Source organism: Nocardia sp. 852002-51101_SCH5132738 (genome assembly GCF_001665695.1).
In the GTDB taxonomy this organism is placed as follows: domain Bacteria; phylum Actinomycetota; class Actinomycetes; order Mycobacteriales; family Mycobacteriaceae; genus Nocardia; species Nocardia nova.
Window position 1 is genome coordinate 1 of record NZ_LZML01000049.1, and the last position, 19,588, is coordinate 19,588.

20 protein-coding genes and 1 pseudogene are annotated in these 19,588 nt (G+C 67.5%); 16 read left to right on the forward strand and 5 right to left on the reverse strand.

Annotation, left to right across the window (positions count from 1 at the left end; translation table 11 throughout):
• Positions 1-1,153, forward strand: a 1,153-nt coding sequence (locus A5789_RS07420; protein ID WP_369828760.1) for a sulfite reductase flavoprotein subunit alpha, incomplete at its 5' end; no start/stop codon positions are given.
• 5 nt (positions 1,154-1,158) lie between these two features.
• Here A5789_RS07420 and A5789_RS07425 read toward each other — a convergent pair.
• The gene (locus tag A5789_RS07425; RefSeq protein WP_064907261.1) at positions 1,159-2,199 is read right to left on the reverse strand and encodes an aldo/keto reductase; all 1,041 of its coding nucleotides are present in this window, start codon (positions 2,197-2,199) and stop codon (positions 1,159-1,161) included.
• An 83-nt stretch (positions 2,200-2,282) separates the two neighbouring features.
• Between A5789_RS07425 and A5789_RS07430 the strand changes: the two genes are divergently transcribed.
• The 6 genes and pseudogenes from A5789_RS07430 to A5789_RS07455 all read left to right on the forward strand — a co-directional run bounded on the left by A5789_RS07430 (position 2,283) and on the right by A5789_RS07455 (position 8,582).
• A complete protein-coding gene (locus A5789_RS07430) occupies positions 2,283-2,897 on the forward strand; it encodes a TetR/AcrR family transcriptional regulator (RefSeq protein ID WP_063015389.1) in 615 nt (204 codons plus the stop codon).
• A 165-nt stretch (positions 2,898-3,062) separates the two neighbouring features.
• The gene (locus tag A5789_RS07435; protein ID WP_174554991.1) at positions 3,063-3,422 is read left to right on the forward strand and encodes a hypothetical protein; all 360 of its coding nucleotides are present in this window, start codon (positions 3,063-3,065) and stop codon (positions 3,420-3,422) included.
• A gap of 77 nt (positions 3,423-3,499) precedes the next feature.
• Positions 3,500-3,772 (forward strand): annotated as a pseudogene (locus A5789_RS38485) (type VII secretion target); the annotation flags it as partial.
• A 573-nt stretch (positions 3,773-4,345) separates the two neighbouring features.
• The gene (locus A5789_RS37690) at positions 4,346-5,383 is read left to right on the forward strand and encodes a hypothetical protein (protein WP_228794482.1); all 1,038 of its coding nucleotides are present in this window, start codon (positions 4,346-4,348) and stop codon (positions 5,381-5,383) included.
• Positions 5,383-7,530 carry a hypothetical protein gene (locus tag A5789_RS07450; RefSeq protein WP_064907259.1) on the forward strand — a complete coding sequence of 716 codons (2,148 nt, stop codon included), beginning with the start codon at positions 5,383-5,385 and terminating at the stop codon, positions 7,528-7,530. The genes A5789_RS37690 and A5789_RS07450 overlap by 1 nt, the downstream gene beginning before the upstream one ends.
• Positions 7,527-8,582, forward strand: coding sequence for a hypothetical protein (locus A5789_RS07455; protein ID WP_064907258.1), 1,056 nt, complete (start codon positions 7,527-7,529; stop codon positions 8,580-8,582). Before A5789_RS07450 ends, A5789_RS07455 begins: the two co-directional genes overlap by 4 nt.
• Positions 8,583-8,597: 15 nt before the next feature.
• Here the strand turns inward: A5789_RS07455 and A5789_RS07460 are convergent, their stop codons facing one another.
• Positions 8,598-9,179, reverse strand: coding sequence for a TIGR03086 family metal-binding protein (locus A5789_RS07460; RefSeq protein ID WP_064907257.1), 582 nt, complete (start codon positions 9,177-9,179; stop codon positions 8,598-8,600).
• Positions 9,180-9,362: 183 nt separating this feature from the next.
• Between A5789_RS07460 and A5789_RS07465 the strand changes: the two genes are divergently transcribed.
• Positions 9,363-9,572, forward strand: coding sequence for a hypothetical protein (locus A5789_RS07465; protein ID WP_064907256.1), 210 nt, complete (start codon positions 9,363-9,365; stop codon positions 9,570-9,572).
• A gap of 1 nt (position 9,573) precedes the next feature.
• Here the strand turns inward: A5789_RS07465 and menD are convergent, their stop codons facing one another.
• From menD to A5789_RS07480, 3 genes are all read right to left on the reverse strand, one after another.
• Positions 9,574-11,196 carry a 2-succinyl-5-enolpyruvyl-6-hydroxy-3-cyclohexene-1-carboxylic-acid synthase gene (gene menD / locus A5789_RS07470; RefSeq protein ID WP_064907255.1) on the reverse strand — a complete coding sequence of 541 codons (1,623 nt, stop codon included), beginning with the start codon at positions 11,194-11,196 and terminating at the stop codon, positions 9,574-9,576.
• 210 nt (positions 11,197-11,406) lie between these two features.
• On the reverse strand, positions 11,407-11,853 hold the full coding sequence (locus A5789_RS07475) for a hypothetical protein (RefSeq protein ID WP_030516248.1): 447 nt from the start codon (positions 11,851-11,853) through the stop codon (positions 11,407-11,409).
• Positions 11,854-11,940: 87 nt separating this feature from the next.
• The gene (locus A5789_RS07480; protein ID WP_063015397.1) at positions 11,941-12,597 is read right to left on the reverse strand and encodes a PaaI family thioesterase; all 657 of its coding nucleotides are present in this window, start codon (positions 12,595-12,597) and stop codon (positions 11,941-11,943) included.
• A 142-nt stretch (positions 12,598-12,739) separates the two neighbouring features.
• Between A5789_RS07480 and A5789_RS07485 the strand changes: the two genes are divergently transcribed.
• The 8 genes from A5789_RS07485 to A5789_RS07520 all read left to right on the forward strand — a co-directional run bounded on the left by A5789_RS07485 (position 12,740) and on the right by A5789_RS07520 (position 19,535).
• Positions 12,740-13,642, forward strand: coding sequence for a 1,4-dihydroxy-2-naphthoyl-CoA synthase (locus A5789_RS07485; RefSeq protein ID WP_174553946.1), 903 nt, complete (start codon positions 12,740-12,742; stop codon positions 13,640-13,642).
• A 111-nt stretch (positions 13,643-13,753) separates the two neighbouring features.
• Positions 13,754-14,149 carry a VOC family protein gene (locus tag A5789_RS07490; protein WP_063015398.1) on the forward strand — a complete coding sequence of 132 codons (396 nt, stop codon included), beginning with the start codon at positions 13,754-13,756 and terminating at the stop codon, positions 14,147-14,149.
• A gap of 81 nt (positions 14,150-14,230) precedes the next feature.
• Positions 14,231-15,556, forward strand: a complete 1,326-nt coding sequence (locus A5789_RS07495; RefSeq protein ID WP_082940526.1) for an inorganic phosphate transporter — start codon at positions 14,231-14,233, stop codon at positions 15,554-15,556.
• On the forward strand, positions 15,556-15,834 hold the full coding sequence (locus A5789_RS07500; protein WP_063015400.1) for a hypothetical protein: 279 nt from the start codon (positions 15,556-15,558) through the stop codon (positions 15,832-15,834). Before A5789_RS07495 ends, A5789_RS07500 begins: the two co-directional genes overlap by 1 nt.
• A gap of 40 nt (positions 15,835-15,874) precedes the next feature.
• The gene (locus A5789_RS07505; protein ID WP_082857116.1) at positions 15,875-16,225 is read left to right on the forward strand and encodes a DUF3349 domain-containing protein; all 351 of its coding nucleotides are present in this window, start codon (positions 15,875-15,877) and stop codon (positions 16,223-16,225) included.
• Positions 16,226-16,328: 103 nt separating this feature from the next.
• Complete coding sequence (gene menE / locus A5789_RS07510) at positions 16,329-17,462, forward strand: o-succinylbenzoate--CoA ligase (protein ID WP_064907273.1); 1,134 nt, start codon at positions 16,329-16,331, stop codon at positions 17,460-17,462.
• A 173-nt stretch (positions 17,463-17,635) separates the two neighbouring features.
• Positions 17,636-18,652, forward strand: a complete 1,017-nt coding sequence (locus tag A5789_RS07515) for a daunorubicin resistance protein DrrA family ABC transporter ATP-binding protein (protein ID WP_030516240.1) — start codon at positions 17,636-17,638, stop codon at positions 18,650-18,652.
• A gap of 43 nt (positions 18,653-18,695) precedes the next feature.
• Positions 18,696-19,535, forward strand: coding sequence for an ABC transporter permease (locus A5789_RS07520; RefSeq protein WP_063015402.1), 840 nt, complete (start codon positions 18,696-18,698; stop codon positions 19,533-19,535).
• Positions 19,536-19,588: the final 53 nt, after the last annotated feature.

Consider the following 19,588-nt stretch of genomic DNA (forward strand, 5'->3'; position numbering starts at 1 on the left):
CCCCGCGCCGACCCGCGCCCCCCGCTCGATCCCCGCGCCGTTCACCCGCAACGCTCCGGTCCTGGCCCCGCTGGTCCGCAACGAACTGCTGTCGCGGCCCGGATCCGGCAAGGAGGTGCGGCAGTTCGGTTTCGACCTGAGCGGTCTGGACGCCGGCTACGAGGTCGGCGACAGCCTCGGCATATGGCCCTCGAACGGGGTTGCTGCCGTGCGGAATTGGCTGGCGGCGACCGGGCTCGACGGCGCCCGGCCGGTGGAGATCGACGGCCGCGACGTGCCGCTGGAATCGGCACTGCGCACGCATTTCGACATCACCAAGATCAGTGGCGATCTGCTGTCCTTCATCGCCGCCCGCAATCCCGGTCAGCAGTTGGCGAAACTGCTGCGCCGCGACAACCGCAACGAACTGGACCGCTATCTGTGGGATCGCCATGCCGTCGACGTCCTGCGCGACTTTCCCGTGCGGGCCGATCTGGTGGAGTGGCTCTCGGTGCTGAAAAAGCTGCAACCGCGGCAATATTCGATTTCGTCGAGCCCGCTGGTGAGTCCGCGCGAGGTACAGCTCACCGTCGGCGTGGTGCGCTACGGCGCGGCCGAGGACCCGCGCGGCGGAGTCTGCTCCACCTTCCTCGCCGACCGGGACGAAACCGGTGGCGTACCCGTATTCCTGCAGCGCGCACCGCATTTCCGGCCGCCGTTGGATCCGAACGCGCCGATGATCATGGTGGGCCCGGGCACCGGCATCGCGCCGTTCCGCGGCTTCCTGCACGAACGCCGCGCGCTGGGATGCCGCGGGCGCAACTGGTTGTTCTTCGGCGATCAGCACGCCCAGGACCACTTCTACTACCGCACCGAACTCGAGGACATGTTCCGCTCGGGCTTCCTCACCCGGCTCGACCTCGCCTTCTCGCGGGACCAGCGCGAACGGATCTACGTGCAGCACCGCATGATCGAGCACGGCGCGGAGCTGTGGGCGTGGTTGCGCGACGGCGCCCACCTGTACGTCTGCGGCGACGCCGCGCGCATGGCCCGCGACGTCGACGACGCCCTCCTGAAGATCGCCCGCATCCACGGCAACCTCGACGAGGATGCGGCGCTGGCCTTCAAGAAGCAGCTGACCGCGGAGAAGCGGTACGTGCGCGACGTGTACTGAGTGCGCTACGCGGCGACGATCGGCGGGTTGAGGCGCGCGAAATCCGGCAAGCGGTAGTAGGGGTAGTACGGATACGGCGGCGTCACGGCGCTGATCTTGTCCAGACGGGCCAGTTGCTCGGGGGCGAGCTGCCAGCCGACCGCGCCGAGGTTCTGACGCAGCTGTTCCTCGTTGCGGGCGCCGACGATGACCGTCGCGACGGTCGGGCGGGAGAGCAGCCAGTTCAGGGCGATCTGCGGGACGGATTTCCCGGTTTCGGCGGCGAGTTCGTCGAGGACGTCCACGACGTCGTAGAGCAGTTCGTCGTTCACCGGCGGTCCGGCCTCGGCGGTGCGGTGCAGCCGGCTGCCCGCCGGAAGTGGTTGTCCGCGCCGGATTTTGCCGGTCAGCCGGCCCCAGCCCAGCGGGCTCCACACCATCGCGCCGACGCCTTGATCACGGCCGAGCGGCATCAGCTCCCACTCGTAGTCGCGGCCGACGAGCGAGTAGTAGACCTGATGGGCGACGTATCGCGGATGACCGCCCCGGTCGGCCGCCGCCAGCGATTTCATGAGCTGCCAGCCCGCGAAATTCGAGGCGCCCAGGTAACGGATCTTCCCGGCGCGCACCAGATCAGCGAGGGTGTCGTGCACCTCCTCGACCGGCGTCGCGGCGTCGAAGGCGTGCAGCTGGAACAGATCGAGGTAGTCGGTGCCGAGCCGGCGCAGCGCGGTATCGACGGCCGTGATGAGCCGGGAACGTCCCGATCCCGCCTCGGCGGCTCCGGGCCCGGTGGGCAGGCCCGCCTTGGTGGACAGCAGAACTCGATCCCGGCGGCCGCGAATCGCCTGGCCCAGAATCTCTTCCGAGGCGCCGTCGGAGTACACGTCCGCGGTGTCGAACATCATGACGCCGGCCTCCAGCGCCACATCGACCATCCGGCGCGCCTGCTGGGCGTCGGTATCGCCCCACGCGCCGAACAGTTCACCGCGGCCACCGAAGGTGCCCGCCCCGAAGCTGAGAGCCGGAACGAGCAGACCCGAGGCACCCAGTCGACGATAGTCCATGATCAACCCCTAACGGAACTGAAGTTTCATTAATAGCGGGGACTATACACTCGATCGGACGCTAATGAAACTGGAGGACCGTTATGAGCTCGGACACCGCCGCACCCGGCTCGGTGCGCCCGGGGGGTCGCACGGCCCGCGTCCGTGAGTCCGTCCTGCGCGCGGCCGGGGATCTGCTGGCCGAACGCGGCTTCGCCGAACTCGACCTCGCCGAGGTGGCGGCCCGCGCGGAGGTCGGCAAGACCACCGTCTACCGCCGCTGGCGCACCCCGGCCGGGCTGGTGGCAGACCTGCTCACCGACATGGCGGAAACCTCACTGCCGCATGCCGACACCGGATCGCTGCGCGGCGACCTCACCGCCAATGCGCGCCTCGTCGCGCGCACCCTGACCGATCCACGTCAGGGGCCACTGTTCAAAGCACTTGTGGCCGCGGCCATCTGCGACCCCGAAACCACCGCGGCCCTGCACCGGTTCTACGACGTGCGGATCACCGAATGGGAGCCGTGCGTCGCGGCCGCGATGGAACGGGGCGAACTCGCCCCCGGAACCGATACGCGCGCAGTGGTTTCCGCGGTCTCCGCCCCGCTGTACTACCGCTTCCTGATCTCCGGCGACCCGATCGACGATGCGGTGGCGGTGACCGCCGCCGACGCCGCGGCGGCAGCGGCCACCGCAGGCCTGTTTCACCCGAAGTAGGTGTCCACACGCAGCTCATCAGTCGGCTCAGCATTCGTCGGGAGCAGGGTTCCCATCGCCGGGAATATGGAACCGGCATCGACCGCGGTAGTTGCCACACTTGGTGTGTTCGGACGGGTTCGGAATGTGTGTGCGGTGGCGTTCTGCGGGGGCAAGCGAGGATTGATGAGAGAGATACATCCCGATGTGCAGATCGCGCTCGACATGACGCGTGAACTGCGGAACCGAGTCGCCGATATGCGGGAACGAGCCGACGCGATCGTTGCGCGGCGACCTTCGCCCAGCGGCCTCGTCATCCCCGAGGTCGACGCACAGGGCCGGTTGACGGACCTGTACCTCGCTCCCGGCACCTGCGATCGCTTCGGTAACCAGGAGTTGGCCCACGAGATCATTGCGGCGATCAAGGAGAGTACCGAAGACGCTCGGCGGCAATATCACATCGCGATGAACGGTCCCGACCATGTCCCACGGCCGCTGCGGGAGGTCGTCGCCGAGTGGCGACGGTCCGACACCACTTCCCGCTGACGGTCCCCATTTCTGGGAAGGCGGAACAATAGGACTGGAAATACTGGCGGGAGGATCGGCCGAGTATGCCGAATTACATGGACCAGGACCCGGATGACCTGCGAAGGCGGGCCGAGGACCATGGTCGGCGTGCGAAGAAGCTCCGTGAATGGGGACAGATTCCACACGACTGGCTATCGGAATTCCCGTCCGGTTACGGCACGATTGCCGAGCCGGTGCGCGCCGCGCTACAGGACTATTACCAACGCCGCCACGACAACGCGGAACGCCTCGCGGACAACCACGACCGAGCCCGGGACAGGCTGATCGAAGCCGCGAATGCCTTGGAGCACACGGAGAATACCAGCGGTCACCGCATCAGAAATGCCGGAGCTCCGAGTTCGCCGCCGGGCGACGGGCCCAACTCCCACGGGCTCATCGGTTCGCCACCACCACCGCGGCCTGGAGTCCCCCCGAGTTCGCCCCAGCCGTCACCGCTGGACCGGACGCCGACCGGGATGCATTCCGGTCCGGCCGAATCGACCACCGATTCGGACGGCCACGCTTTCATCTCTTCGGCACACGATCCCGCGCCTACCGGACCGAGTTTTCGATCGGCGAACACGACAATCGAGGACGCGGCGCCGGAAGGGGTGCCCGTTTCCGCGTTGCCCGGCGCGTCCGAGTCGGGGCCGAGCCAGGTTGCGGAGTTCCGCGATACCGCTGCGCCGGCCGAAGGTTATTCCTACGCTCCGGTGCCGCCGGCCGGTCCGCAAGGATTCGGATGGGCTCCCGGCGCGCCCCCTGGGCCGGCAGGCTCGGGTCCAGGGGTAGGCCCGCTCGGATCGGGCGCGACGCCATCCCTTCCACGCCCGCTCGCACCGGGCACCTTCGCTTCGGTAGCGCATGCGCCGGAGCGACGGCGCGCACTCCCACCCCTCGTGGTGGGCGACCCCGAGGACGATCTCGGCCTGGCCCGTACCCTCCTGTCCGCGATCCTGGCGGCCGTAGGGACCTCGACTCCCGACGTGAACTGGGCAGTCGCTGTCCTGCGTACACCGAACGGCGCTGTGGTCATGCTGACATCCAGCGAGGGGCGCGGGTGGCTGCCCGCCGGACTGCACCTTCCATCGGAAGTCGTTTCACCCTGGCAGTTGGCCGAGGTGTTCGGCGTATCCGGGCAGATCCAGATCGCACTCCTCGAAGACGTTCCCGATTCCGCCACAAGGCTGGTGAACTTCGCTCGATTAGCCGCTTCCCGGACCGGAGTGCGGCTCAGCGCGCTGGCGTCATCGGCGATGATCTCGAGCGAGATCATCGCCGATCTCGATGCCCACGTCGCCACGGAGGGCTTCATCGCCCCCGCTGAGGCCTGTGTCGATCTGTCGGTGCCCGGCCCGGGCTTGGTCGATCGGCTGGCGCTGACCGGGGCGGATTGGCTGAAGGCGCAAGCGGAAACGATCAGCGACCGGGATATCAGGGCGAGGTGTATCGAATTGGCCCGCATTGCGGACGAACGCCTGCGGTCCGTCTCCCCCGCCACCGATTCACAGGTCGCGACACGTCGCACTCGTCGAGCGCGGTTGCTGACCATCCTGGGGTCGGGGCCGCTGATCGAGCCCTATCCGGGGCGCCCGATCGGCGTATCCGCTGCCACGCCGAGCGGAGACCGGATGCGTGCGAAGGGTGCTGCAAGCGTCCTCGCCGGTGACACCGCTTCGGGCACCTCATCTGTCGCGGTATTGGAGCGACGTGCGGACGAATTGCTGGCACTGGCCGGCAGCCCGGCACCAGATCGTCAGACGCTGCGCGATGCGCTGTACGTGTATGGGGAAGTCGAAGCGAGTCCCCTGGTAGCCACCTTGCGGTTCGGCGCCGGCCCTTCCGCCGCAGTGGTGACGGCGGATTCGGCGGCTCCGGTTCCAGCGGTGGTGAACGGTTCGGCGGCGCCGGATAGTGCCGGCAGCCTGAGGAGGGCCTGATGGGCGACAAAGACGCAGATAAAGTCATCAGCGACATCGAGGATCGGGACAATTTCGGCGGCTGGGGTCCCTGGCAGGACGACCATCACTTCCAGGGTGACGAAGTGAAGAACACCCTGGAAGAAATCAATGGGCTGAGCGATGCCGACCTGAAGAAAGTCTTCGACAAACTGAGCATGGCTATGTCGAACGGCTATGTGGAATCACCGCTGACGCGACTGGCGAAAGATGCGAAAGATCAGGGATTCGATCCCAAGTATGCCACTCTGGTGGCCTCCCTGAGTAAACCGGACCCGCAGGCTGTACTGGATGCGCGGAAAACCGAGAACGAGGCGAAGGAAAAGGTCACCTTCCGGGACGGATGGGGCTGGGAGACGAGGGATGAGAAAAATCATCTCGAGTGGGTGGACCTCTACGTCCCGAAGGGCGCCAGCGACTCGTTGACGGCATTGATCGGGGATACGCAGTTCACAATGCAGTGGGGATTCGACACCCTCGGCGCGCATGAGGCGAAGGACGCACCTCCGTTCAGCAAGATCCTCGATTCGGATCCGAATGTGAAAGAAGTCGACGGCTGGTCCCAGATCAAGGACGATCATGAGAAGATCGTGAAGCAGCTGACCGATCGACAGCATGACCAAGAGGCAAAGCTCAACGGTGTCAACCTCGATACCCTCGATACCAAGATTTTGGGGAAAAAAGTCTTCACCGACTTGAAGACGGTGAAAGACAATCTCAACGACCAACTGAAAATCGATTACCTCCCGGCGGACAACAAAGCGCCCGGCCCGTACTCCACCCGGGATGGTGACGACATAAACTACTATTCCGGTGATCCGCAGCATCCCATCAAGACCACTGTCTACCAGAAGTCCAGTGATGGCAATTTCTATCTGACCGCTCAGGCTGAGCAGATGTTCTACGTCTCCGCGATTCACGCGGCAGTCGACGATTGGCACGAAAAATACAAGGCCGCCATCAAGGATTACAGCGACAAGGCTGCGAAGGTCGACGGTGGCGACGACAACGGCGGCAACAACAACGGAGGCAAGAAAGACGGGGGTAACGACAACGGAGGTAACAACAACGGGGGCAACAACAACGGCGGTAACAACAATGGAGGCAACAACAACGGCGGTACTACGACCACCGGGCAGGATGCTCTGAACGGTCAGGGGAACGATCAACCCCAGAACTTCTCGGATCTGTTTCCCGCCGGTCTCACCGATGGAACCGCGACCGATCCGTCGGCGACCGGCGACGGCACGACAACCGACGCGACCGGCACCGACACAACCGGCACCGATGCAACCGGCACCGACGGCACACAGACCTCGACAACCGAGCCCGCATCATGGCTCAACCAAGCCATTGACGACATCAAGAACAGCGCCACCGCTGCGCCGGCGGCTGCCACATCGGCACAAAACTCCGCCCAACCGGTCAATCCCCTGTTGAACATGATGCCCGGACTGGGTTCAGCACTCGGGGGAATGGGCCAGGGCAACGGGCCGTTCGGGAGCGGTGTCGGAAACTCGGGAGGCGTCGGAAACCCGGACGGCACTTCTGGTTCACGTTTCGGCAGGCAAGGACAGCAGCCTCCGAGTGCACCGTTCGTGCAGCCTGCGGCGGCCACGAGTAGCCAACCCCTGACCGGGTTCCAACCCGGCGTGGTGTCCGCGTCGGCTACTTCGCCCGGACCCGTTCCCGCGAACAGCCATTCGATGGTCGACATGAAGCTGCCGGATGGCAGCGCGCAGAAGGTCTCCGCTGTCGTGGCCGACGTCGTGAACAAGGAAATGAACAATCCGAACGGCTGTAACGCCGACGGCGCCTACGGCAACGCACTCGGCCAGTTGACACAGATCGACCCCTCAGCGGCGCACACGGGCGACATCGTGCGGTGGGGCAACCACAGTGCGGTCATCGTGCGGGAAGGCCCGGACAACGCGTATATGGTCGTCGACGGTCAGATGAAACCGCTCAACTTGATGACGCAAGGGTCACTGACGGACTACACGTTCTTCCATCCCTCCGGCGCAGACCCGAGTGATGCCGGGCAGAGTCAACGGAATACCGCGCAATCCGTCGCGGCGACGACAGCGACGGGCCCAGGCGTCAGCGCCGAGCAGAGCCGGCAAATATGACCGATGCCCTGGTCCGAAGTGCCGGAGATTTTCTCGTCGACGTCGCACAGCGCATGGCGCCGGATTGCGCGGCAGACGTCCTGCGCACTGCCCTGCGAAGTGCGTGTGCGGGACGCCTGAACGCGCGCGGACCCGACGGCAGACGTGCCAGTCAACTGACCAGCACCGGAATGCCCTTCGAAATCAGCCTTACCGGAGGACGAGGGGCACGAACTCCCGCCGTTCGTTACGGCACCGAGATCATTCCGCCGGGCCGAGGCAACTCGGCCAGGTTCATCGCGCTGTCGGCCGCAATCAGAGAGCTGGCCGCGCTGCTGCCCGTCGCCGACAGGTCGGTTGTCGAAACGATCGAAACCTTTCTCGAGGCGATCTATCCCCTCAGCCTGCGGCAGTCGGCGCGCAAACCGCTGTGGACATGGCTGGGGGTGGTCCATCACGCTGCATTGCCACATCGGCTGGCGGGTTTGAAGGTTTACGGCACCCCCAACGCCTCACCGGGAGCCTTCGAGCGACTTTGTCGGGCCTGGCCCGGTTTCGAGGAAGTGCTCACTCTGCCCGACGACGAAAAGTACTTCGCTCCCATCTTCGTTGCGATCGAAATCGACGCACTCGGCGAGGTCACTGAGAAGGCCTACCTGCGCCCTCGCTGTCGCGATGTCGTCCTGCCCATGAAGCTCGTGCGAAGTTTCGGCGATCCGGCCTGGGAGGTGCTGAGAGAGTTGGTCGAGTGCGGTGTGGACGCCGCCGGACTTTACAAGAACGACTTCATCGCATGTCGTGCCCGGCGCGGCGACAGAACTACCTTCACGCTGTCGTTCTGTCCGCGACGAGGTGAGAACATCGACGAACTCGCGTCCGAGCTCGCAGCACGGCACCACGGCACCCTGGACGCGATAGATGCGATGACCCACGCCGCGAAAACCACCCACGCCACCGTGACGTTCTCCGTTCTCGGCCTGGGGTTTTCGCCCGAATCCGGGATCGACAAGTTCACCGTGTACGGCACGCCGACCTGGGATCTGCCAGAACGCGGAATGCGCCTGCCGGTCTGATGCGCCGATCGGCGCTCAGGCCGGCCGGTACGGGTCGCGGCCGGTCAGGCCGAGCAGGCGCTCCCAGTCCGACGCATCGGCCGGGACCTCGATCACCGGGCCGAACAGACCCGGAACGCCTTCGCGCGGCGTATCGCGAAACTGCTCGAGCAGCACCGCCACATCCTTGTCGGCGGGCTCGAAGCGGCGGCCGGTGGCGCGGGCCAGATCCCAGCTGTGCATCACGACCTCGTTCAGGGCGAATCCGGCCATCGCGGGCGCGGGGGCGGTGACGCCGCCGACCTCGGTATCGCCCTCCCAGGCGGCCGGGTCGCGCCACGCCTCGGCGAGGGCTTTCAACTGCGTGGTGATCAACTCGCCCCAACCGCCGGGCAGGTCGGCGTCCGGCGCCTGCTCCGGCGGTGCGGAACGGCCGATGCCCTCCTTGGTGGCGCCCTGCCGGAACGCCTCGCTGAAGCCGATGGTGTGGAACAGCAGATCTCGCACGGTGACGCCCGGGCTCGGGGTCGCCGCGGGCAGATCCTCCGCGCCGATGCCGCTGACGATCTCGACCATCGCATCGGTGGCGCTCTCCAGATCGAAGTGGGGTGTCGCCATGTGATCCTCCTCCGAATACGGCCTGTACCGGCACAGGCACCCACAGAAGGGACGGGGCGAGCCGCCGGAATTCATCGGTGACAGCACGCGAGCGGGTTGCCAGCCGGAGCGGGTGAGGGCATCCTCGACAGTGCCGGATCGCCGTATCCGACATGTCGGACCCCCAGCGGAAGGGAGCAACCGATGACCGATCCCACCATCGACACCACCTCCGTGGACATGGTTCCGGAGGCCGATCAGCTGGAGCAGAGCCTCGAGGTCGCTCCGGAGGAATCCGAAGTCGATCTGCCCGTGGCCACGGCCGAACGCGAAGCCGCCGAGGCCGACCTCATCGAGCAGTCGATTCCCGTGCCGCTCGACGACGAATACGACGAGCCCGAGGCCGAATACTGACCTATTCGATGCCGGCGCGCACCGCGGCATGCAACTCGCGCAGGCTGGATCGCTCGGTCGCGACCTCCAGCACGCGAATGCCGTGGGCGTGCCCGGTCAGTTCCACCGCCAGCTCGGCCGGATCGACCTGCCGATGCGGAATCCGGTAGGCGGCGCACAGCGCTGCCAGATCCATCCCGTGCGGAGTGCCGAAAATGCGCTCGAAGACGCCGGCGTACTGCGGATCACCCTGTTCGAGCAGTTCGAAGATGCCGCCGCCGTCGTCGTTGGCGACCACGATAGTGAGATCCGCCGGACGCGGCTCCCCCGGGCCGATCAGCAGGCCGGAGGCATCGTGCAGGAAGGTCAGGTCGCCGATCAGCGCGAAGGTCCGGCCGGGATGACTCAACGCCGCGCCGACCGCGCTCGACACCGTGCCGTCGATACCGGCCACACCGCGGTTGGACAGCACCTTCACCCCGGGATGGGGATGCGACACCAGCGCCGCGTCCCGCACCGGATTCGAGGCGCCGAGCAGTAGCTGGTCTCCCTCGCGCAGGGCGTCCATCACCACGGAGGCCACATGCAGGCCGGTCGGCTTGGGATGGCGGGCCAGTTCGGTCCGGATCGCGCGGCAGGCCATCGCGTCGAGTTCGCGGCACTGCTCGAGCCATTCCGGACGCGGCGCCCCGGAGGTGACCGCGCGGGTGCCGGTGCCGACGACATTGCCGGAGACATCGGGCCAGCGCGGGCCGGTGGTCAGGGCGAAGACGGTGACATCCGGATCGGCCAGCACCTTCGACACCTGCCGATGCAGCGTGGGACGGCCGGTGATGATCGCCTGCCGCGGCTTCAGCAACGGCAGCGCCAGCGGATGCAGGGCCGGGCCGGGCATCGCGGCGGTGGGCTCGGCGACCGTGGGCAGCTGCGCCAGCTCGGCGCGATAGCCCGCGCCGTGACCGGAGATGACGACGGTATCGGGCGTCAGATCGATCTCCAGCGGGACGTCCAGGGTCGCGTACTGGGTCTCGGTCCACGGCGCGTCACCGATGCGTCCGGCCGGAATCGGCTCGCCCGCAACGGCATCGGGGACCAGCGGTTCCCGCAGCGGGATGTCGAAGTGCACGGGCCCGGCGTTGCCGGACCGGGTGCCGCGCGCGGCGGCCAGGACGCGGCAGACCGCGGCCCGCCACACGCTGTTCTGGCTGCGGTAATCCGGTTCCTCCTCGGCCAGGCCCAGGCTGATCGCGGCACGCACCTGACTACCGAACAGGCCGAACTGCTCGACGGTCTGATTGGCGCCGCTGCCCAGCATCTCGTAGGGACGGTTGGCGCTGAGCACGATCAGCGGCTGCCGGGCGTAGTTCGCCTCCAGCACCGCGGGCCCGAGGTTGGCCACCGCGGTTCCCGAGGTCATCACCACCGGCACGGGGGCCCCGGTGGACACCGCCATGCCGACCGCGAGGAATCCGGCGGTCCGCTCGTCGATGCGCATATGCAGTCGCAGCCGCCCCGCCGCATCGGCCGCCTGCAGCGCGAAGGCCAGCGGCGCGTTGCGCGAGCCCGGGCACAGTACGACATCGCGCACACCCCCGCGCACCAGCTCGTCCACCACGACCTGGGCCTGTGCTGTCGATGGATTCACACTCTCAGACTGTCAGACCTTCCGGCCGGAGGGGACGTCGACCCGCTCACACCCCGTTCATCGAGTTAGGTTTTGCTAACCCAATCTCCAGGCCGAGCGGTTCGGGAAGTCGACGCCGGGCTGATCGAGCCGGCCGCGGGCCCCCGCCGTTCGGCATCCGGGGATCACACTCCATCCGGATGCCCAACGACGGGGTCGCAGAACCGCAACTCAGCCGGCGTGCCGCTGGACCAGGTCGCCGACGCGCGGGAGCGCCTCGACCACATGCTTTTTCGCCGACGAACGCAGCGACGAGTACGCCTTCTTCAGCGCCGGACGCGACGAGGCCTCGGCACGAGCGTCGGTCACCGCGAGCAGCGACTCGGCAACCTCGTCGGAGTTGGCGACCAGCAGATCGGCAAACGAGCCGCTACCCGCCGCCTGGTACTGAGCCCAGTACGGTTCCAGTCGCTCGACGAACTTGGGTGCGAACGACTCCAGCGCGTCCGAGACGATGGTCGGGCTGACCTTCTTCACCGCGGCGTAGCCGCCCTTCACGGCCAGGCCCGATGCACCCCCCTTATCCGACACCTCCGCATCCAGAACCTCCTGGGCGTCGGCCAGGAAGGCCGGGCGTTTGGCGTCATCGAGCAGGGATTCAGACAGTGCTGCAACCACTTTCAGGTTCCTCCGGATAGTTTTTCGATGAGCGAGCGCGGGTAACTATACGCATCGGACGCACCGGACACACCGTCCTCTCGCCGACTACGGCTGCCAGGGCAGCAACTGCACCATGAGCCCTTCACAATCGGCGAGCAACGTTTCGGATTCGTCGCGCAGTCGCGCGGAGACGAAAGTCTTGCGCCCCTCCACCCGATCGACGGTCCCCTCGACCGTCAGGGGCGTCTCCAACGGGGTCACCTTGCGGTAGTTGACGTGCAGAAATGCGGTGCGGCTGATCGGCCGGCCCGCATAGTGCACGAGCGAGCCGAACAGATCGTCGAACAGCAGCGGCAGCACGCCGCCGTGCACGGCGTTGTTGCCGCCGAGGTGATATCGGCGGAATTCGCCGCGCATCCGGACACCGGTGGGACCGGCCTCGGTCATCACCCACGGCGGCAGCAGGAGGCTGCCGCGCCCCGGCAGCGCCGGCACGCGTCCCGACGGGCCCTGCAATTCCGGTGCGCGATAGGGCTCGAGCAGTTCGGCCAGCGCGTTGGCCTGGACGAGGGCCTGCCCGAATACCTCGTCGGGACAATCGACCGAGACGGTGAGGTCCTGGAGGGTGCGCATCGCCTCCAGGAACGGCGCGTAGTTCGCGCCGAGTTCGGCCTCCTCCACCTTGGGAAATCCGCCGTGCTTCTCGTACCGATCGGCATCGACCGCACTGGTGTCGATCGCCGGTTCCGCGCGCTCACTCATACCTGCACGGTAACGCCAGTTCTTACACCGTCCAACCCAACCCGTCGGTAGCTCTCCGGTTACAGGACGAATCAGACGAACATCACATTGCCGACGGCCCGCCCCGGCGGGGGCGAACAGCCGGTGACGGGTGGGGTGCATGATGGCTCGGGTGACGTTCAATCCGAAACTCTGGGAGCCCGTCGCGGGTTTCGAGGACCTGACCGACATCACCTACCACCGGCACATCGAACAGGGCACCGTGCGCGTGGCCTTCGATCGTCCGGAGGTGCGCAATGCCTTCCGGCCGCACACCGTCGACGAGCTGTACCGCGCGCTCGACCACGCGCGGACGACGCCGGATGTCGGTGCGGTCCTGCTCACCGGGAACGGGCCCAGTCCCAAGGACGGCGGATGGGCGTTCTGCTCGGGCGGCGATCAGCGCATCCGCGGGCGCAGCGGATACCAGTACGCCGAGGGTGAGACCGCCGACACCGTCGACAAGGCCCGCGCCGGACGCCTGCACATCCTCGAGGTGCAGCGGCTGATCCGGTTCATGCCGAAGGTGGTCATCGCGCTGGTCAACGGCTGGGCGGCCGGTGGCGGGCACAGCCTGCACGTGGTCTGCGACCTGACCCTGGCCAGCCGGGAGCACGCCCGGTTCAAGCAGACCGACGCCGATGTGGGCAGCTTCGACGGCGGCTACGGCAGTGCCTACCTGGCGAAGATGGTCGGGCAGAAATTCGCCCGGGAGATCTTCTTCCTGGGCCGCCCCTACACCGCCGAGCAGATGCATCACATGGGTGCGGTGAACGCGGTCGTCGACCACGACCGGCTCGAGGACGAGGCGCTGGAGTGGACCGCCGACATCCTCGCGAAATCCCCGCAGGCGCAGCGCATGCTCAAATACGCGTTCAACCTGACCGACGACGGCCTGGTGGGCCAGCAGCTGTTCGCCGGTGAGGCGACGCGCCTGGCCTACATGACCGACGAGGCGATCGAGGGCCGCGACGCGTTCCTGGAAAAGCGCGAGCCGGACTGGAGTCCCTACCCGTACTACTTCTGAGCGGCCTCCCGGCGACTCCGTGGCCGTCATTCGGTCACGGAGTCCGGACGGATCGCGGCGGACCTCGCGAAGCCGCCTCTCGGCCCGAGGCGGTCCCTCTAGGCTCGATTCGTGGACATCCTCAGCAGTCGAATCATCCTGCGGCCGAGCGATTACGAACGCACGCTGGCGTTCTACCGAGACGGGCTGGAATTGGCGATCGCGCGGGAGTATCCGGGCGGCACGGTGTTCTTCGCCGGGCAGTCGCTGATCGAGGTGGCCGCGCACGGACGCGACGAGACGGCCCCCGCCGGCTTCGCGGGCGCGGTGTGGTTGCAGGTGCGCGACGCGAGCATCGCGGCCACGGAACTGGCGACCCGCGGCATCCCCATCGACCGGCCGCCGGTGCGCGAACCCTGGGGCCTGATCGAGATGTGGCTGCGCGACCCGGACGGTGTTCCGATCGTTCTGGTCGAGGTGCCCGCCGACCATCCGATGCGCCGCGACACCCGCAGGCCACCGGAATGACCCCGCCTTACCATCCCGGCCGGTCGGACATGTCGGGAACCTGGCCATCGCGTTAACGGATCGATAACGCACACTGGAGGCGTGACCGCCGAACTGTTCGTTCTGCTCATCGTCGTCGTCACGGCTCTCGTTTTCGACTTCACCAACGGCTTCCACGACACCGCCAACGCCATGGCGACCTCGATCGCCACCGGCGCCCTGCGCCCGCGCGCCGCGGTGCTGCTGTCCGGCGGGCTGAATCTGATCGGCGCCTTCCTCAGTGTCGAGGTGGCCGCCACCGTCGCCGAGGGCATCGTGCGACTGGACGAGGTGGGCGGCGCGGACCTGCTCGCCATCGTCTTCGCCGGGCTCGTCGGCGGAATCCTGTGGAATCTGCTCACCTGGCTCTTCGGCCTGCCCTCCAGCTCCTCACACGCCCTGTTCGGCGGCTTGATCGGCGCCACCATCGCCGCGCTCGGCTGGAGCGGGGTGATCTGGTCGGCCGGGCAGAAGGGCGTGCTCACCAAGATCATCGTGCCCGCGGTGCTGGCGCCCGTGGTCGCGGCACTGGTCGCCTCGATCGGCACCTGGCTGGTGTACCGGATCACCCGCAGCAGTGATCAGCGGATCGTGAACCGCAGTTTCCGATGGGGCCAGATCGGCTCGGCCTCGTTGGTGTCTCTGGCTCACGGCACCAACGACGCGCAGAAGACCATGGGCATCATCTTCCTGGCGCTGATCGCCTACGGGTCGGCGCAACCCAGCGACCCGCTGCCGCTGTGGGTGATCGTGGCCTGTGCGGTGGCCATCGCCGCCGGCACCTCGCTGGGCGGCTGGCGCATCATCCGAACCCTCGGCAAGGGTCTGGTCGACATCACCCCGCCGCAGGGCCTGGCGGCCGAATCCACCAGTGCCGCGATCATTCTCACCTCGGCGCATTTCGGGTTGCCGCTGTCGACCACGCAGACGGTGACGGGCGCCATCCTGGGTACCGGCATGGGCCGCCCGGGCGCCGAGGTGCGCTGGTCGGTGCTCGGGCGCATGGTGGTGGCCTGGGTGTTCACCCTGCCGCTGGCCGGGCTGGCGGGTGCGATCTGCTGGGCGCTGGCGCATCTGATCGGCGGACTGCCCGGCGTGCTGGTCGTCTTCGCTCTCCTGATCGCGACGGCCGGCCTGATCTATCTGCGCTCGCGCCGGACCCCGGTGCACGCCGCGAACGTGAACGAGCAGTGGACGAGCCTGCCGGGGGCCGACGGCACCGGACCGGCCGTCGAATCCCGGTCCGCCGCCCCCGAGCAGACCGTGGGTACCCCCGATTCGGGGCCCGCCGATTCGGGGCCCACCGGTTCGGGCGCCGCGGACTCCGGTGACACGACCTCCCCCTCCGGCGACTCACGCGCCGCCCATCGCGCCGCAAGGAACTTCTGATGCAGACCTTGATCGACGATCTGACCGAGCTGTGGCGAGTGACCGCCGCCGCCTTGATCTTCGGGGCCGGATTGCCGGCGATCTTCGCGCTCGGGGTGCGGCTGCATTCGATCGCGGGAGATGCGCCACAACCGGATTCCACCCGCCGGCGCGCGGCTGCGGCCTGCGCGGGGTTGTGTTATTCGGTGGTATTGCTGACCGTCATCGCCGGAGTGTTGTTCGTTGCCAGAGGTTTTCTGGCCGCCCGACTCGGCATCCATCTGTTCGGTCAGGGCTGAGCTGCCGCGAGGCGCCGCCCCGATCGTCGAAAGGACATACGTGACCACCGAATCCGCATCGCCACAGCAACCCGAATCGAACGAGGCCGCGCCGTCGGTTCTGCAGAAGGTGCTGGGCTGGCTGCGCGCCGGATATCCGCAGGGTGTGCCCCAATCGGACTATGTCGCGCTGCTGGCCGTCCTGCATCGCCGGCTCACCGACTACGAGGTGCATCTGGTGGTCGAGGAGCTGGTGCGCGAACGCGCCGGCGACGACGAGATCGCCCAGGAGGAGATCGAGGCGGCGATCGCCCGAGTTGCCAAGGAGCTGCCGGGCGAGGACGATATCGCTCGAGTGGCATCGCACCTGGCAGCGGGTGGTTGGCCGCTGGCGACACCGACGTCGGACTGACCTTCTCCCCTTATTCAGCGAAGGAAGTGCGGACCCGTTCACGGGTCATCGACCTCGACATGACACGATCGCGAACGTGAGCACCACCCTGCGGACCCTCCCCATGCCGACCGGAGCCGCGGTGGGTGACATCTTGCCGCATCTGCGGGAAGCCTTGGAGGGCAACGGTCCGGCGTGGCTGCCGATCCCCACCGGCGATCGCCGGGAATCCCATCGACTCTCCAGCGCACTGCGCCCGGGTGAGGAGATCGACGACGACGTCGCCCTCGTGGTCACCACCTCCGGCACCACCGGCGTCCCCAAGGGCGCGATGCTCACCTCGGCCGCCCTGCGCGCCAGCGGCGATGCCACCCACGAGCGGCTCGGCGGTCCGGGCCAGTGGCTGCTGGCGCTGCCCACCCATCACATCGCCGGAGTGCAGGTGCTGTTGCGCAGCATCCAGGCGGGCACCGAACCGGTGGTGCTGGACGTCTCGGGTGGTTTCCTGCCCGGCGGGCTGGCGACGGCGGTGTCCGGTATGACCGCGCCCCGGCGCTACACCTCACTGGTGCCGACGCAGCTCATCAAGGCACTCGACGATCCGGTCGGCGCACAGGCGCTCGCGGCGCTGGACGCGGTACTGGTCGGCGGCGCGGCGACACCGCAGCCGGTACTCGACCGGGCCCGCGCGGCCGGCATCAACGTGGTCCGCACCTACGGCATGAGCGAGACCTGCGGTGGCTGCGTCTACGAGGGCGTGCCGCTGGCGGGTGCGAAGGTGCGCATCGAGGACGGACGGGTACTGCTCGGCGGGACCATGCTGGCCAAGGGCTATCGCGGCATCCCCGACCACCCGGCGTTCGCCGAACCCGGTTGGTTCCGCACCGAGGACGCCGGCACCTTCGACAACGGCGTGCTGACCATCACCGGGCGCCTGGACGAGGCCATCATGACCGGTGGCCTGCTGGTGATCCCGCAGGTCGTCGAGGCCGTGCTCGCCACCCACCCGGCGATCAACGAGGCCGTGGTGCTGGGTCTGCCCGATCCGCGGCTGGGTCAGCGGGTGGCGGTGGCGGTGGTGCCCAATCCGGGCACGACCCCCACGCTGGACGAATTGCGCGCACATGTGGTTGCTGAGCTCGACCCGATCGCCGCCCCGCGGGAGCTGGCGATCCTCGACGAGATCCCGATGCGCGGCCCCGGCAAGCCGAATCGCGTGAAGCTGCGCGAGCACCTGCTGGAGCAGGCGACCCACTGACCGTGCCGCGGTGACACCGATCACCGCGTCGCAGCTCTGATCAACGCTTCCACCTGCGATGATGCCGCCACTTGCGTGGGCGGTGCGATATGCAAGCGGCCCGCGATCGCCCTTGCGCGACCGTGCAACAGCGGTGCAAGACGGGTGCAAGTCGGCCCCCGCACAGTTGTGGCATGACTTCTTACGCACCTGCTGATGCACTCGCCATCGAGGCGGACGGGCTGGTCAAGGTCTTCGGGGAGCAGCGGGCCGTCGACGGCGTGAGCCTGGCGGTGCCGCAGGGCGCCGTCTACGGCGTGCTCGGCCCGAACGGGGCCGGCAAGACCACCACCATCCGCATGCTCGCCACCCTGCTGCGCCCCGACGGCGGCCGGGCCCGGATCTTCGGCCACGACGTCGTGGCCGAACCCACCGCGGTCCGTTCGCTGATCGGTGTCACCGGCCAGTACGCCTCGGTCGACGAAAAGCTCAGCGCCACCGAGAACCTGATCATCTTCTCCCGGCTGCTCGGGCTGAGCCGGTCGCAGGCCAAGCGCCGCGCGGCCGAACTGCTCGAGGAATTCGGGCTCACCGAGGCGGCGACCAAGGCACTCGAGAACTTCTCCGGCGGTATGCGCCGGCGCCTGGACCTGGCGGCCAGCCTGATCGCGACGCCGCCGCTGCTGTTCCTCGACGAGCCGACCACCGGCCTGGATCCGCGCACTCGCGCGCAGATGTGGGAGACCATCCGCCGGCTCGTGCGCGAGGGCGCCACGGTGCTGCTCACCACGCAGTATCTGGACGAGGCCGACCAGCTCGCCGACCGCATCGCGGTGATCGACCACGGCAGGGTGATCGCCGACGGCACCTCCGACGAACTCAAGGGTTCGGTCGGGCAGTCCGCGCTGCAGATCACCGTCGCCGACCGCGACGCCATCGAACGCGCCCGCACCCTGATCGGCGAATTCCTCTCCCGCGCCGACGGCAAGCTGGTCGAGGCGAGCATCTCGCCCGAGGCCGGTCGCGTCACCGCCCCGCTCAGCGATCCGAGCGTGACCGCGGATCTGTTGATCCGGTTGCGCGACAACGATATCCGCGTCGACGAGATCACCGTCAGCAAGCCCAGCCTGGACGAGGTGTTCTTCGCCCTCACCGGCCACGCCGCCGAATCCGACGACGCCGATACCGATTCCGAGGGCACCGCGGCATGAGACCAGCCCCCGCCACGTTCCCCACTCCCCCGAAGGACATATCGTGACCACCACACTTCCCGCCCCCGCAACCGGCCGGCACGCCGCGCGCGCCGCGATTCCCGTTGCCAGCAACCGCATCTCACTGCGCCAGACCGTCGAGAACTCGCTCACCATGGCGTATCGCGGCATCCTCAAGATCAAGCACAATCCGGAACAGCTGTTCGACGTCACCGTGCAGCCGATCCTGTTCACCGCCCTGTTCGCCTACATCTTCGGCGGCGCCATCGGCGGCAGCGTGCAGGCCTACCTACCGGTGCTGATTCCGGGCATCCTGGTCCAGACGGTCGTACTCACCTCGGTCGTCACCGGCACCCAGCTGCGCGAGGATATGGACAAGGGCGTCTTCGACCGCTTCAAATCCCTTCCCATCGCCCGCGTTTCGGCACTGGCGGGCGCGCTGATCGCCGATATGGTGCGCTACGGCATCGCCACCGTCCTCACCATCGTGGTCGGCCTGATCCTGGGCTACCGGCCCGAGGGTGGCGTCGTCGGCGTGGTCGTCGCCGGTCTGGTCGTGGTGTTCTGCTCGTTCGCGGTCAGCTGGATCTGGGCGCTGGTCGGTGTCACCGGTAAGAGCGCCGCCTCGGTCCAGGGCATCTCGATGATGATCATGTTCCCGCTGACCTTCATGTCCGGAGCGTTCGCGCTGGTCAGCACCATGCCCGGCTGGATGCAGGGCATCAACAAGGCCAATCCCGTGTACTACATGGTGAATTCGTGCCGCGAGCTGATGAACGGCAACGTCTACAGCAGCAACCTGGCGTGGTGCCTGATCGGCTCGGCGGTCGTGATCGCGATCTTCGCCCCGCTGGCCATCCGGGCCTACATGCGCCGGGCGTGATCGAATCCACCGCCACACTGTCCGCCGGTCGCGAAGGTGACCGGCGGACAGTG